The sequence below is a fragment of the Pseudoalteromonas sp. JC28 genome (assembly GCF_013319255.1).
Lineage (GTDB): Bacteria > Pseudomonadota > Gammaproteobacteria > Enterobacterales > Alteromonadaceae > Pseudoalteromonas.
In genome coordinates this window covers 493,114-509,001 of the sequence record NZ_QOKX01000003.1, presented here as the reverse complement: position 1 = coordinate 509,001, position 15,888 = coordinate 493,114, and the positions used below count along the sequence as shown (strand labels likewise).

Annotated in this window: 11 protein-coding genes; 4 read left to right on the top strand and 7 right to left on the bottom strand. The window is 43.0% G+C overall.

Annotation, left to right across the window (positions count from 1 at the left end; genetic code table 11):
* A partial coding sequence (locus DS891_RS09850) for a contractile injection system protein, VgrG/Pvc8 family (RefSeq protein WP_254605791.1) occupies positions 1-1,290 on the bottom strand: 1,290 nt, incomplete at its 3' end.
* A 2,296-nt stretch (positions 1,291-3,586) separates the two neighbouring features.
* Positions 3,587-4,555, bottom strand: coding sequence for a hypothetical protein (locus DS891_RS09845; protein ID WP_174169691.1), 969 nt, complete (start codon positions 4,553-4,555; stop codon positions 3,587-3,589).
* A gap of 232 nt (positions 4,556-4,787) precedes the next feature.
* Between DS891_RS09845 and DS891_RS09840 the strand changes: the two genes are divergently transcribed.
* Positions 4,788-5,561: an MBL fold metallo-hydrolase gene (locus tag DS891_RS09840; RefSeq protein WP_174169690.1), complete on the top strand. Its 774-nt coding sequence runs from the start codon at positions 4,788-4,790 to the stop codon at positions 5,559-5,561.
* Here DS891_RS09840 and DS891_RS09835 read toward each other — a convergent pair.
* Both DS891_RS09835 and DS891_RS09830 read right to left on the bottom strand, forming a co-directional pair.
* Positions 5,558-5,914 (bottom strand): Hpt domain-containing protein, encoded by a 357-nt coding sequence (locus tag DS891_RS09835; RefSeq protein ID WP_010603970.1) that lies wholly within the window; start codon positions 5,912-5,914, stop codon positions 5,558-5,560. The two genes, DS891_RS09840 and DS891_RS09835, sit on opposite strands and share 4 nt — an antisense overlap.
* Positions 5,911-8,649: an ATP-binding protein gene (locus tag DS891_RS09830; RefSeq protein WP_174169689.1), complete on the bottom strand. Its 2,739-nt coding sequence runs from the start codon at positions 8,647-8,649 to the stop codon at positions 5,911-5,913. Before DS891_RS09830 ends, DS891_RS09835 begins: the two co-directional genes overlap by 4 nt.
* Positions 8,650-8,978: 329 nt before the next feature.
* Here DS891_RS09830 and DS891_RS09825 point away from each other — a divergent pair, with 329 nt between their 5' ends.
* Complete coding sequence (locus tag DS891_RS09825) at positions 8,979-9,428, top strand: nuclear transport factor 2 family protein (RefSeq protein WP_206471703.1); 450 nt, start codon at positions 8,979-8,981, stop codon at positions 9,426-9,428.
* Between the two features lie 63 nt (positions 9,429-9,491).
* On the opposite strand, the gene DS891_RS09820 is transcribed toward DS891_RS09825, so the two are convergent.
* The gene (locus DS891_RS09820; protein WP_010603967.1) at positions 9,492-10,382 is read right to left on the bottom strand and encodes a TetR/AcrR family transcriptional regulator; all 891 of its coding nucleotides are present in this window, start codon (positions 10,380-10,382) and stop codon (positions 9,492-9,494) included.
* A gap of 126 nt (positions 10,383-10,508) precedes the next feature.
* On the opposite strand from DS891_RS09820, the gene DS891_RS09815 reads away from it, so the two are divergent.
* Together DS891_RS09815 and DS891_RS09810 are read left to right on the top strand one after the other, a co-directional pair.
* Positions 10,509-12,239, top strand: a complete 1,731-nt coding sequence (locus DS891_RS09815; RefSeq protein WP_174169688.1) for an ABC transporter ATP-binding protein — start codon at positions 10,509-10,511, stop codon at positions 12,237-12,239.
* Between the two features lie 686 nt (positions 12,240-12,925).
* Positions 12,926-13,387 carry a GNAT family N-acetyltransferase gene (locus DS891_RS09810; RefSeq protein ID WP_010603965.1) on the top strand — a complete coding sequence of 154 codons (462 nt, stop codon included), beginning with the start codon at positions 12,926-12,928 and terminating at the stop codon, positions 13,385-13,387.
* On the opposite strand, the gene DS891_RS09805 is transcribed toward DS891_RS09810, so the two are convergent.
* On the bottom strand, positions 13,376-13,615 hold the full coding sequence (locus DS891_RS09805; protein WP_174169687.1) for a Rho-binding antiterminator: 240 nt from the start codon (positions 13,613-13,615) through the stop codon (positions 13,376-13,378). The genes DS891_RS09810 and DS891_RS09805 overlap by 12 nt on opposite strands.
* Positions 13,616-13,680: 65 nt before the next feature.
* Entirely contained in the window at positions 13,681-15,822 is a 2,142-nt protein-coding gene (locus tag DS891_RS09800; RefSeq protein ID WP_174169686.1) for a prolyl oligopeptidase family protein, read from the bottom strand.
* Positions 15,823-15,888: the final 66 nt, after the last annotated feature.

Below are 15,888 nucleotides of genomic sequence, written 5' to 3'. Positions count from 1 at the left end.
AAACCCTAACAAGTAACTTTGGTCAGGGTCGTTGTTCATACAACCGATGAGCACATTACTGTCTGGCAGCAGTGGAAAGTGTAACCCTGTCGGTTGCTTTTGACCACGACAGGCATATTGTGTGAGGCGCTTTACCGATTCAGTCACCTGACTATCAAAATGTACTTGCGTGGCATATTGCCCTTGGGTATCTAGATGAGGATTGGCCTTTGACCCCGACAGCGAGCGCACTGTGGCGGTAAACACCATCGGCTTGGGACTATGCTCTGGGGGCGCGATACGTATTGGCTCACCTCGTGGTACACACACCGACTCGCTATGATATGCAACTTGCTTAGGGTCATTGGCACTGCCTTGCTTATACACCTGTTTACTGCGAATACAGGTATAATCGCCACCTTTCGCTGTGCCCAATTTACCATTTAACGAAAACGAATAACCGGCATTGGCTTCAGCTACGTTTCCTACCAGCGTGACTTCATTTTTACCTTGTTGATAGGCAAGCTCGAGATTGCCAGTGCGCTCAAATTGCTCAGCAGGGTTTTGTGCAGCAGGCTCAAAATAACTGCGCTGGGCCGAGCTGACCGAAGTTGGCGGATGGGCATTCATATGCACTTGTGAGCCACCCATTCTAAAACGATGGCGGCTTTGGCACTGCGTAAACCCAACAAAGCCGGTTTCATGTTCGTGCACCAGACCATCTTTATCCGTTACCGACAGCAAGCCTCGCTCAATATAGGGGCTTGCAAGATTCCCCTCGGCAATCACTATCGACTCAATAAAATCATGGCATTCAAACCAATAAATTAAGCCGTACTTTGCTAAGAGTCGGGTGAAAAAGGTGTAGTCGTTTTCTAGCGCTTGTACGCACTGCGGTAGCGTGGGTAAATCTTTAGTGACTCGCCATTTTATCCGGTCTTGTGAATAGCCGGCTTTTTGTATCAACTTATTGAGGACAGACTGAACATTGGCTTGTACAAAGATTTGGCTTTTTTCTGTTTGCTTAAGTAACTCAAGGCGAGGCTTTAAGACCACCTCTGCACTACAGGTGTGCTCAGACACAAAACCAGATTGGATATCAAACAAAGTACCAGTGAAATACGTTGATATTGCATCTGGTGACTCAATTTCAAACGTGAGCATATTGCCGACGAGTAACTCATCAGCCAGGTCAAATTGGGATTCTAGGTTCGCTTTGAGTAAAAAGCCGCTATTGATACAGGTCGTGAGTTCAAAATCGACGACATGTACAGGATGGTTAGTACCATACACCACAATCCTTGTTTGCATTTTTTATGTCCACTGTTGTTGGTTAAAGCCGTTCCACCAATACACAGTACTACTTCCTAGTGTGCTGCGATTGGTTTTTATTTGCGCGCTATTGTTACATAAAAGGCAAGCATTTTTAACTCATTTTTTTATTCAGCATTCGGATGCTTATTGGGTGTGCTGGAGAGAGGAAAGTAGCGCTGATTGTTAATTCTGATTTTATCTCCTGAAGCAGCTAAGTCGCTTACAAGCACCAAAAGAACTTATCAGCGCCTTGTGTCTCCCTCATCACACCCGAAAGTAAATTGCCAATGAGTCATTTCAACGCATGGATGCGTGAAAAGCGGTGACAGGGCCAAGGATGGCCCTTACACCGCGGTGACGTTCATATTGGTAATTTACTTGAGGAGTCAGTGTGATGTTGGGAGTGCCTTTTCTTTTGCGCAACGATTCTTTGGGCAAAAGAAAAGGTCGTCGTAGTCTATGGATGGACGTCGAAATCCGTCAGGAGGACATATTAACCTCACCCTCCATGGCTCGTATCAAAGCGCATCCATGCGCTCCTCGTTCATTCTTTTTAAACGACGAAAAAGAACGAACCAAGAAAACGTCGCCCCAGCATCACACTTAATCCTCAAATCCTAAGCCGACATAGTGCAACCGCCTTGTAAGGCACGTCCCTGTGCCAGACAAGACTTGGCCGACATCCTGTCGGCACATTGCATATCGACTTATGCTTTTCGGGTGTGATGGAGGGGGGAATAAGTTGTCTGTTAGCTGTCCACAAAGCCATCAGAAACATAGTTGTTTGCAAGCACCACAAGAATTTATCAGCGCCTTGTGTCTCCCTCATCACACCCGAAAGTAAATTGCCAATGAGTCATTTCAACGCATGGATGCGTGAAAAGCGGTGACAGGGCCAAGGATGGCCCTTACACCGAGGTGACGTTCATATTGGCAATTTACTTGAGGAGTCAGTGTGATGTTGGGAGTGCCTTTTCTTTTGCTACCTTTTCTTTGGGCAAGCAAAGAAAAGATAGTCGTAGCCCATGGATGGGCGTCGAAATCCGTCAGGAGGACATATTAGCCTTGCCCTTCCATGGCTCGTACCAAAGCGCATCCATGCGCTCCTCGTTCATTCTTTTTAAACGACGAAAAAGAACGAACCAAGAAAACGTCGCCCCAGCATCACACTCAATCCTCAAACCCTAAGCCGATATAGTGCAACCGTCTTGTAAGGCACGTCCCTATGCCAGACAAGGCTTGGCCGACACCCTGTCGGCACATTGCATATCGACTTATGCTTTTCGGGTGTGATGGAGGGGGGAATCGCGCTGTCTGTTAGTTCTGGTTTTATCCAGTAAAGTAGCTAGTTAGCTTACAAGCACCACAAAAACGATCGGTGTGAACTCCTAATTAACAGTCTAAATAGTTTTGTGGGAGGTGATTCACTCGCCGAACAGTTATATTTTCTGGTGTGGTATTGGCCGTGTGCACTAGTTTTTCTCTCAAAAGCAGCTAATTTTCCTGCAAGCACCAAACAAAACTATCAGCGCCTTGTATCTCCCTCATCACACCTGAAAGTAAATTGCCAATGAGTCATTTCAACGCATGGATGCGTGAAAAGCGGTGACGTTCATATTGGTAATTTACTTGAGGAGTCAGTGTGATGTTGGGAGTGCCTTTTCTTTTGCTACCTTCTCTTTGGGCAAGCAAAGAAAAGATAGTCGTAGCCCATGGATGGGCGTCGAAATCCGTCAGGAGGACATATTAGCCTTACCCTCCATGGCTCGTATCAAAGCGCATCCATGCGCTCCTCGTTCATTCTTTTTAAACGACGAAAAAGAACGAACCAAGAAAACGTCGCCCCAGCATCACACTTAATCCTCAAACCCTAAGCCGATATAGTGCAACCGCCTTGTAAGGCACGTCCATGATGCCAGAAAAGACTTGGCCGACATCCTGTCGGCACATTGCATATCGACTTATGCTTTTCGGTTGTGATGGAGGGAGAATACGTTGCTTGTGAGATCGTCTACGATTTTAGCGATTAAGCTGCTTTAAAGCATTGCAAAAGCTATCATCGCAGAATGCTTCCTAATTCACAGTGCAAATAGTGTTGTAGGAGACGGTTTACCCGCCGAGAAGTTAAGTTTGTTGGGGGATGAGAGAGTGCCTTGTCATTAGGCATCAAAGAAGCCCATGGATGGGCGTAGAAACCTGTCAAGAGGACGATCTGACTTTACACATAGTCTCGAGTTAATGTTGAACTTTAGTGTGGAACAATCGTATATTGCTCCACACTAAAGTGATTCAGCTAGTCATCTAGTTTTACGGCTCCAGCTATCCTATCTATTTTCACCGAGCCTGAGCCTGATTCGGTAATGGTCAAGGAGCCGGCATTTACCACACGAATATTTCCAGCGCCGTCTTCTATTTGAACGTGGCCCTTCACTGCTTCGATATCCGTATTGCCCGAACCATCAACGATAGTGACATCGCCTTGGGCGTGACGAACTCGAATATTACCGGATTCATCATCGATTTTAATATTGCGTCCGCCTTCAACAACCAGTGCGCCAGAGCCATCAATGATATCTGCGTTGCCGCTAAAACCGCGAAGGGTTAGATCGCCAGACTCATCTTCTATTTTGATATCTGTGCCGCCAGTCACATCAATATTACCCGAGCCATCCTCCAACTCTAGTGTATCGACTAATCCCTTTATAGTTATGTCGCCAGAACCATCGTCGATAACAAGTTGCTGGACGTTAGTGATATGGATATTGCCACTGCCGTCATCAATTTCAGCACCTTGAATACCTTCCAACGTTATATTGCCAGAGCCATCATCTAGTTTGATAAAACCTTTGATATTTTTGATGGCTATATCCCCCGAACTGTCATCAAGTGTTAGCGCAAGTTGGCTTGGCATGGTGATGGTTAAGTCAATTCTAGGGCTATTATTGCGATACCATTGTACACCAGAACTTGTATCTGAGTCGGCTACCAATATGGCGGTATCACCTGATTTTTCCAATGTAAGTTGGTAGTTCTCTGCTTCTGTGGTTAACACGGAGGCTTCCACTTGGATCTCTTGTTGATTGTCGTATCCAATGATCTGGATATTACCCGAGGTGGTATTTGCATCAAGTTTGCTGATGTCTGCAGCGTTGAGTTGCAAAGATTTATGGAGTGTTTTGGTTGCTGCTGCGCTTGGAGAGATATGCACAACACAGCCAGATAAAAGGCTAAGTACAGCTAAACTGGTGAAGAGCTTTTTCATTGTTGTTATTTTCCATAGTGGTGATGACATGATGTTATCATCCAGCAATAGTTATACCAGAATGAAGATATAAAAAAATCAATAGATTAAGAAGGTAGCGAACTTTTGAGTGGTCAAAATAGCGAAATCAAATAGTGAGCTGAACCAAAAGTTTGCAGATATGACTGTCATGTGGTTGTAAATTCGACAATGTAGTCTGACACTATTGTTTGTTTATTTTCCTAACAGTGCAATGAAAGACACGACCAAGCTACACGCTGTCAATCCGAAATCATTCGTTGATAGTCACTGTAAACCAGACGCAGCAGTCTTTTTAGGAGTTGGAAGTGCCGCCAGCGCTGCAACTCTTGGGTGCTCTACCTGTGTATTGACCCACAGAGGCCTACCTTGGTTATTGATAGATTGTGGCTTTGATACGGTGTCGCGTTATAAAAAGCATTTTTCGTCATTACCCGATGCTGTGTTTATCACCCACCTTCATTATGACCATGTTAGTGGATTGGAGCAGCTTTACTTTCAGGCAGCATTGAGTCAGCACCAAATCACGTTATATGCCCCAGCAGAGTTAATCGTTGGGTTGTGTAATATGCTCGCCTACACTGGGCTAAGCGAAGGTAACTGTGGTGTTTGGCAGGTCTTTCGTTTATTTCCAATTTCAGAAAGCTTTCTTCATCGTGGGCAACGTATACATAGTTATGCCGTTCGTCATCATGAGCCCAATAGCGCTTTTTCGTTACATCTCCCTGGTAGCTTGTTTTACAGTGGTGATACTAAGGCGATTCCTGAGCTGCTCCATCATCACGTCAGTAACGGCGAAGTTATTTTTCATGACTGTGGTCTTGCAACTAATCCCAGCCATTGCTCCCTTGATGAGTTGTTGATGAGCTATCGTGAAGACATCATTAAAAATATTTGGGTCTATCACTACCAGCATCAAGAAGATGTTGTGAAGTTCGAGCGCGCAGGGCTCAAAGCGGCTATCGCTGAGCAGCCGATTGCGCTTTAATTTTGCGACTGAGAGGTTAAATAGGCTTTTAATTCTCGAACAAACTCGCTGCCGATCTCATGGTGTATCGCTTTTATTTTTTCGGCGCACTCAGTGGTGTTGTTATCAAGTGCTGAATATTCTAACGCCTGTAGATGTTCAGCTAGTACCTCTGCACCCACTGCTTTTGCGGAGGTTTTGAGGTAATGGGCTTCGTCTTTTAACGCTTGAAAGGCACGAGTTTGGTAAGCAGTTTTAATTTTTGCGCAACTAGATTTCGATTGTACTAGAAAGTCGGTGTAAAACTTTTTTGCCGTAGCAAAATCATCACCTATTAAATCGATAAGCACCTGAGGGTTGAGGGTTTTGCTCATTGTGTAAAGTCCATATCTAACCATTTACCTAAGGTGTTTTTAAGCTCTTGTAATCGCACCGGTTTGCTAACATAGTCATTCATGCCACTATCTAAACAAAGCTCTTTATCCCCTTTCATAGCAGCGCCTGTGACGGCAACAATAGGAATGGCGCTGCGCTCTTCTTTGGACTCAAATGCGCGAATTAACTTAGTTAATTCATAGCCATCGATCTCCGGCATATGGCAATCCGTCAACAAAAGCTGATATTGCTGGCTTTTATACATCGCCAAGGCCTCTTTGCCGTTATTGGCGATATCACAGGAAACTCCAAGTCTAGAAAGCTGTTTGACGATGAGTTTTTGGTTAAAGGGATTGTCCTCGGCAAGGAGTATATGCTGCTTACCACTAGTATCCGATTCATCATCGGTAGGGCTAGATACTTTATCGTCTAGTGAAAGTAGCGCATCTAGTTCACTGAGATCGTTTAATTCACCTAAATCAGTCTCGTCACTTTGCTGACTTACTTTCAGCTTGCTCAATAATTGGCCGATAGCGTATTGAGTCTGCGGTGCAATTGGTTTTGGTGTGGTTAACGCTGTACTGTTCAAGTTAGCAAACGCCTTTTCATCAACAAATACTAACTCTGGAATAGGTGAGCGTATTTGCTCTGCAGAGGGGGCGACTTGCGTTGTGACAGCACGAACAAGTGCAGTATCGTCAGTCTCTTTGATTTCACTGGGTGACTCGATGACTTTGATCTCATCGCAAAAATGCGTGCAGGCATTGTACAACTGAGTCAGCGCCAACGAACTCTGCCAAGGCGCATCACTTAACCAATAAAGCGTAGTAAATATAATATTGGGTTGCTGCTGTGTTCTTGGACGCCAAATAGGAATGGTAATGGTGAAAGTTGAGCCTTCAGCGGATTTGCTTTTTAAGGCGACCTTGCCGCCCATTAAGTCAATAAGCTTGCCACATATTGCAAGCCCTAATCCGGTGCCGCCGTACTTTCTCGTGATAGAGCGTTCGGCTTGTGTAAAGGGGGTAAACAGTTTCTTTTGGACTTCCGGTGCAATGCCAATACCATTGTCTTCTATCTTAAATATCAAGTGAGATAAGGCTACGCCCTCGCACGCCCAGTGCACATTGATGGTGACTTTCGCGCCGCCTTCTCTATCTGCAACGCTAAATTTGATGGCATTGCTGACAACGTTAAAGATAATTTGCCGCACTCTATTTTCATCGCCAATCACTTCTAGCGGTAGCTTTATGTCCTCATGCACCGTTAATTTTACTGATTTGTCTCGCGCGTGGGCTTCGAAGGTTTTGATAATGTTATTGAGCATTTTGGAAGGGGAGAATGGGTAGCTTTCAAGCTCCATTTTCCCTTGTTCAACTTTGGCTAAGTCTAAAATGTCGTTCAATATTGAGACTAAATTATTGGCTGAAATAGACGCAGTTTCTAAGAGTTCTTGGTTATCTTCATCTAGATCTGAGAGCGCCATGAGATCTAAGGAGCCAATAATACCATTCATTGGGGTTCTGAGTTCATGGCTCATCATGGACAAAAAGTCTGATTTAGTGCGATTGGCCTGCTCGGCTTTAATAATCGCGGCTTCAAGATCGGCGGTGCGCTCTGCGACGCGTTGTTCTAACTCTTGATTAATGTGTTGGAGCTTTTTCTGGGCAATATATACATCGGTTTGATCGATAACAACACCATCAATACGTGCTGGCTGACCCTGTTCATCAAGTCCTACAACACCTTTGGCATACACTACAACAATGTCCTGGTCGTTAAGCAGGCCGCGATAGCGCTGTTCAAAGATTTTGCCTGAATTCAATGAGGCTTCTAGCGCTTGCGTAACACGTACTTTATCGTCGGGGTGAAGGCTTGCTTCCCAGAGGTGTAAATTGCCAATATCGTCTTCCGAAAGTTTAAAAATATCATTGGCCTGATGATCCCAATTCCAGATCCATTGATTCGCTACTCGTATTGCTCGCCAAGTACCTATTTTCCCCGCTTGCATCGCAAGTTCTTTACTTTCTTCTGCATCATGTAATGCGACTAACATATCTTTTTCGTGAGTACAGTCAGCTAAAATCCCATAAACACTGTGTGTGCGAATACAATACTTAACTTGCTCTCCCTTAAATTCAAACCAATGAATTGTTCCTCTAACCTCAAGTCGGAACTCAAAATGCAGCATAAGTCCTTGCTCAATATGGTGAGCGAGTAGCTCGGCAAATAGCGGCTGATCTTCTTGGTAAATCATGCTTTTTAAGGTGTCCCAGTCAAGCTCTGCTGAGGCCGGGAGACCTATCAGTGATTTGAACTTAGGAGAAAAATACGCAGTCTTGTTTAGGAGGTCGTAGCACCAAACACCTAGGTTTGCGCTGTTAACGGCGTGGCGCAAAATTCGAGTTTGTTCGTCTTCTAATGGATTTTGACAATAATAAGTAGAGAGCTCGGCAATATGTACAAATATTTCGTTACTGCGAACATCATAAAACGACAGCAAAAATTGTACGTTTGGTGATGTGCGCAACGACACTTGTATCAAAGAACCATCAGCAATCGTCTTTTGCTGTTCTTCTACGCATAAAGGAAAGATGAATAAGTCTTCAAGGTGTTTATTGATGACGTGATCGACGGGAGCGAACAGTTTTTCCGCAACGGCGGTTGTGTGACTGACATACCACTCAGATGTAACAATCAAAATTGGCATACTGTCTTTTAGTGCTGTTAGCATCGTATCCCCCCATAATATCCTCATAAAACAATATAGCAGTTCATGATTAACTTGCTGGATTTGTGGTCAATCTAGAGAGGTTTAGGAGAATGTGTAAAGCTTGTAGATCGTAGAAGTTTGAGTCTAAGTACCGTATTCATGAGACCCACAGGCATACCGATGCGCACGGTAATACTGAACTGAGCGAATGGCTTAGAAAGAATCGGCTATAAACGATGACGGATTTCACGTTGAGACTAAGCGATTTGCTATATCAAGTCTATAAACTGTAATATGTCTTTGTACCCCAAAAAGGGTGATATGGTTAAAAATAATAAAAGGATTCCAAATTGAAACGTTATTTATCAGTGGTCATCGCAGGCTCACTCAACGCACTTACGTATAGTGGCCAAGCTTATGCACAGCAAGACCTGACTAATGAGGAGAATATCACCGCGATTGTTGAGCAACAGGTAGCGGCCTATAACAAGCGAGATATAGATGCATTCGTCGCAACGTATCACGATGATGTAGAAATTCACTACTTTCCTGGTGGAATAGCGTATTCCGGGAAAGAAAAACTGAAGAAAACCTATACACAGCTTTTTAATAGGGTCACTTGCCTGAGCGCCAAAATAAGTAACAGAGAGATCCAAGGGCGCTTTGTTGTAGATACTGAGGTTATAGAGTTTTGTCTAATGCGTGATGGTGAGGAATATAAATCAAATTATAAAGCCATCGCGACCTATGAAGTCGTCGATGGATTGATTAAGAGAGTCTTATTCTTAAAAGAAAAATAGTCAGCAGTGTAAAGCAAGATTTTGCTTTCCTCTAACCGTACGAGTACCACATTACTCAGTGGATTACACCGCCTCTACATTGAGTCTTTCTGCGAGTAGCTGGCGCTGAGTATTTAACCCCCTGTAGTCTCTAAGTCCTGCGATAAGTGCCCTGATTAATACGGTATCGGGGTTTTTACTTTGTAGTTGAGCTTCCAATAGAGCGATTGTGTGGTCTACGATCTCACGCTTTTGTGGTGTGAGTTTTAGCTTCTGAGACTTTTCTTGGAGCTGTATAAAAGCTTGTTGGATTTTTTGTTCGTGGAGTTGTCGTTTTTTGGCTTCGATCTCTTTTTGGGACGGGAAGTCCTGCTCGGTTAATACCGGCAACAGTGCTTGATTTGGTAGCGCTGTACAAATTGAGTCCATACATGAGACTACCCAATTAACCAGCTTTTCAGTGTCGAAATCAATACCTTCAATCACAGGAAGCGAAAGATAATTAGCAATAATGCCATCAAGGGTCATCGCAAGATCGGTTTTCCATGGACGAACTTGCTCGCCATAGTTTTCAAGTAAAAAACCTTCTTGTAGCGTAAGCCACGTTAAGCGAAACTCTTGATAGAACATGATCAAGTTATTTGAAAAGCTCAGTGACTCCTCCTGCAATAAGAGCTGAAACATCGCTTGGTACTGCTGTAAATCTTCGTGCTGGAAGCGGATTTGTTGTTTTAACTTGGCTATTGGAGTCAATTTATCACTTTCTAATATCGCTCTTATTTTATCCAGCAAATCCGCTGTTTGACTCTCAAAAACGGCTAATAGTAGTTCGTCTTTTGACTTAAAGTGTAAGTAGATAGCACCTTTCGAAATGCCCACCTTATTGGCGATAGTTTGCATGCTAAAGGCACTATCGCCCTCAGCTAAAAGTAACTGCTCCGCGCATGCTAGTATTAATTTCCGCTTATCAGACATAGCTCCTCCTGTTCACATTGCAGTATACAGTCAAATCAAAAATGACCAATAGGTCAGTTTTTATTTGACTAAATTTAAAGTTTGGTCAATTATTATGTTGTCTATTCAACGGGGGACATAATAATTATGAACAATACATCATCTTTAATTCAACTAGTCAGGCGTACGCGGCCAAGTCACCTATTACTATCAACTCTGGTTTTGTTTACACTGATCTCTAGTATTTTAGGTTTGTTGGTGCCTTTGCAAACGAAAAATCTGCTGGAAGAACTTGGAGAAAATGGTCATTTTTCAAATGAACAGGTAGTCATATTAATTATGGTATTAGTATTTTCCGCTGTGCTAACAGGGTTGATGACTTATATCATGGGTAAAATTGGCAATGAGCAAAAGCTTAAATTACGCGGAGACCTTTTTCAGCACCTCATTCGTTTGCCTGTTTCTTTCTTTGATAACACAAGGGCTGGGGAGCCGGCGAATCGCATCGTAAAAGACACTGAAATTATTGAAAACCTAGTGAGTGAGCAGTCTGTATCTTTTATATCTGGTGTAGTTTCATTATTTGGTTCTTTTATTATTCTATGGTTTTTAGACTGGCAAATGACACTCGTGATGCTCAGTGCAGTTACGGTTAGTTTTCTGATTATCTTACCATTTTCCGTGAGGCTAACGGATCTGTCTAAGTCATTACAAGATACTGAAGCCTCTATGCTTGGAAGGTTAACCGAACTGTTTGCCAATATCCGCTTACTAAGAGCACAAGGTGCAGAGAAAACAGAAGCTAAAAAGAATAACAATGAATTGAAGTCACTCTATAAAACCGCAATGTCAGAACATACGCTTTTAGCTACCATGGGCGCATTGGTGAATTTAGTGATCATGGCTTCGATAGTGTTAGTTCTAGGGTTTGGCGCATCAAGGGCTGCCAACGGTGCGATGACGCTAGGCGCTTTTGTTGCGTTTATTATGTTTTTACTGAACATCGTGTTGCCGATGGGGCAGTTAAGCATGGTGGTAGCCGCGTTTAATAAAGCAAAAGGAGCGGCTGTTCGTATTAACGAGATCTTAGCTACGACTCCACCAAATGAAAGTGGTCATACGATTAACCTGACTGATAAGTCAATTTATGTTCGCAATTTATCTTTTAGTTATACTGATGATAAACCAGTATTTAAAAGCTTGAGCTGTGAATTCTTAAGTGGAAAAACGACCGCTATAGTTGGGCCATCAGGAGTTGGTAAGTCTACACTCTTTGCTTTGTTGCAGGGCTTTTATCAGGCGCAACGTGGTTACATTGAAATTGCTGGGCTTAATGTTGAAGAGTTAGACCGAGCCAATTTAAGAGCGCAAATTGGCTACGTTGCGCAAGAGAGCCCGCTGTTGTGCGGCACCTTATATGAAAACTTGGTCTACGGTGCTTATGAGGCAATAGATGATGAACAATTACAGCATGCCATTGCCACGGCCGATTTAGCAGAGTTTATAGCGACACTACCTGATGGGTTGAATACTCAAATTGGTGAGCGTGGCATTACTTTGTCTGGCGGACAAAGGCAACGAGTTGCATTAGCGCGAGCACTATTAAAAGACCCTGCATTGCTGCTGTTGGATGAAGCAACGGCAAGCCTTGATTCACAAAGTGAAGCAGCTATTCAAATTGCCCTGAAAAATGCAAAAAAAGGTCGTACTACAATTATCGCCGCGCATCGACTCAGTACGGTTATGGATGCTGATAATATTATCGTCATTAACAAAGGTGAGATTGAGTCACAGGGAGATCATCAGTATTTGATGCAACACTCTTCGCTTTACCAAAGCTTAGTGAATAAACAGTTCAACCTTCAAGCTGCAAGCTAATAACTTTGGTTGAGGCCCGTTAGTTGGATAGGTGGAAAGTGAATGAACAGCAACGTCATTAGTAAACGATTAAATTAATACTTTTTGATGTTTTTTTTAAGAGATATAGCACTAAAAGTTTAGGTGTGATAAAAAGTAATCATATTTAACTAAGTGCTATTTTTGTTTTTGGTTAAAAAGGATTGGTTTTTAGGGAAGACAAATTAATTTTCGTAGGTTTGTTTATGCCCCATAGAGCATCACACACAAGTTCGCATACCTCTATTCCGCTGATTGTAGCGCTAACAAGCGTGTTGTTATTACTGACTTTACTGAGCTTTCCAAGCAAGAGCAAACAGTCTGTAGAAACCAAAGTAACAATACTTAAGAGCGGCGCGATAAAGCATGATGCTCGCCAGACAGAATAAGAATGAAAAATTCTTATTTACCTAAAAGTATTTAATTCATACCATCACCTTACACTTTGTAACAGTTCAGAGTTCTTATATTTTATTTATTTAAAACAGATTGTTACTTTATTTTTATAGCGATATTATCAAATTTCCGCAGGCATTCAGCCCATCATCTCACCTCGATAATTTGCTTATTATTTCTAACTCGGTATAGTTTGACGTCGGTCAGAATAGTAATAATATTGCTCAGTTTATGGGCGCAGGACAAATTGGCCTTACTTCTCAGAGGCAGGTATGCAATTAATTCAGTTAAAGTCAGATGACCCACAAGTAGTCGCGGTGTTTTCTGAAATCGATAAGCTTATGAACAGCTTATATCCAATCGCAAGTGCACAGTCTTTATCAATAGAAGAAATTAACCAACCTAACGTGTATGCCGTTGGCTTACAAAATGAAGAGGGCATTGTAGCGTGCGGTGCGATTGTAAAGCAGTTTGATAAAACCTTATACGGTGAAATTAAACGCTTATACGTAAAACCTAGCTATCGAGGTAAAGGGCTTTCTAAACGTATTATGCAAATTTTGCTTCACTATGCAGGTGAAGCGCAGATCCCACTTATTCGGCTGGAAACCGGCTCTAAGCAAGCCAGTGCGATAAGTCTTTATGAGAGCTTGGGATTTGAGCGATGTGAACGCTTTGGTATGTACCGCGACAACCCGTTAAGTGTTTTTATGGCGTTATCACTAAAATCTTAATGTAGTAAAATAGGGGTTGTCAGTATCGGCCGAGATACTGGCAATTTCTGTCAGCACCACGGTGACTGGTTGGCTTTCTTGCTCTAAAACTAAACACTCCTGAGCCTCGACTATAGTCGTGTTTTTGCAGCTGCCACGCACAACTTCACCACCTTTCATCTCAATAGTAACCACTAGGCGTTTTAGGCACGCCAGCTCGATATAATCATACTGTTGGCAACTGATCATAGATAAGTTCTTATTTGAATAAAGCCACCTGCTTTTACAGATGGCTTTTCAAGCTTGGCTTATGCTTAAAGAGACTTAATTCCCATATTGTAAAGCGTAAAGCCATAAATATCGGCATACTGTTCAATCGTCTTGCTTATTGGTGTGCCTGCGCCGTGTCCGGCATTGGTTTCGATACGAATAAGCGTTGGATTCGGACCTGTGTGTTTGCTTTGTAGCTCAGCTGCAAACTTGTAAGAGTGTGCAGGTACTACGCGGTCGTCATGGTCACCTGTTGTGATCATGGTTGCTGGATAATCTACGCCAGCCTTTACGTTATGTACAGGTGAATAACCTTTCAGGTATTCAAACATCTCTTTGTTGTCTTCCGCTGTACCATAATCGTAAGCCCAGCCAGCTCCAGCTGTAAACGTGTGGTAACGCAGCATATCAAGTACCCCAACCGCAGGTACAGCCACTTTGAATAAATCTGGACGTTGCAACATCGTTGCACCTACTAACAAACCACCGTTCGAACCACCGTTAATTGCAAGCTTTTCACTTGAAGTATAATTTTCAGATACTAAGTATTCGCCTGCAGCAATAAAGTCATCAAAGACGTTTTGTTTCTGCATTTGAGTACCTGCTTTGTGCCATTTTTTGCCATATTCGCCACCGCCACGTAAGTTTGCTACAGCATAAACACCACCTAGCTCCAACCAAGCTGCACGTGTAGGGCTAAAGTAAGGCTTAAGACTGACATTAAACCCACCATAACCGTACAACAGAGTTGGGTTGTTACCATCCAGTTTCAGCCCTTTTTTATGGGTGATGATCATCGGTACGCGGGTGCCATCTTTCGAGGTGTAAAAAACCTGTTTAGACACGTAAGCATCTGAATCAAAATCTACTTTATCTGAGCTATATAATTCGCTGACGCCAGATTTTGCATCGAAAGCAAAGATAGATCTCGGGGTGTTGTAGTTAGTGAATGAGTAATAAAGTACTTTATCTTCTTCCTCACCGCTAAAGCCACTTACAGTACCTACACCTGGAAGCGCAATATCGCGGATCAGCTTACCTGTGAAGTCATATTGTTTTACCAATGAAATTGCATCTTTGATGTAAGTCGCAAATAGGTAACCTGAACCTGTTGAAACCGATAGTACATTGTTGGTTTCTGGGACCACATCTTGCCAGTTTTTTGGTTGTGGCTGTTTCGCATTAACTTTAACGATACGACGGTTCGGCGCATCTAAGTTCGTGCTTAGGAACAATGTGTCGCCTTCACTGTGGATCACACTGGTATCAGAGTTGGTATGATCTAAAATTGTTACCCAGTCACTATCTGGTTTGCTTAAGTCACGAATAAATAGCTTGTTACCTGAGGTAGATACCGCAGCAGAGATCACCAAATATTTTTTATCGTCTGTTACACCACCATAAACATAGCGGTGTTTTTGCGCATCAGTGGCACCAAAAATGACCTTGTCTTGAACTTGAGGTGTTCCAATCTTGTGGTAATACACCTTATGTTGGTCAGTTTTTGCAGAAAGTTCACTGCCTTTAGGTTTGTCATAGCTTGAGTAGTAAAAGCCTTCATTACCAAACCACGAAATACCACTAAACTTAACGTCTACCAGCGTTTCACCAACCTGCTCTTTTGTTTCGGCGTTTAGCACAATCACTTTACGCCAGTCACTTCCACCTTCGGAAATTTGATAAGCCACCAATGAAGCGTCTTTACTAAAACTTAATCCTGCAAGCGATGTTGTGCCATCGTCGCTCATGGTGTTTGGATCTAAAAATACCTCAGCCTCACCACCTTCTTTTTGGCGGTACAAAACACTTTGGTTTTGCAGCCCATCATTTTTGTAGAAATAGGTATAGTTGCCGTGTTTAAAAGGTTGAGAAACACGCTCGTAATCAAGTAGTTCGGTGAGGCGCTTTTCGATGTCTTTACGATATGGAATTTGCGATAAATATGCCTGTGTTGCCTCGTTTTGTGATTTTACCCACGCTGCGGTTTCTGCACTTTTATCGTCTTCTAACCAGCGATATGGATCCGCTACTTGCGTGCCAAAGTAGTTGTCTACAACGGTGCCTGTTTTAGTGATTGGATATTTCACAGATTGTGTCAATGCCGCATTATTGGATTGTTCATTTTCGGTATTAACACATCCGACAAGCGCAAGCGCTACGGCTCCAGCTAGTATCTTCTTTATCATGGTGGGGGTTCCTATTGGTTCTTATTAGCTACGATCTTGCCGCAGTTTCTTGCGCTTTACTCAGCA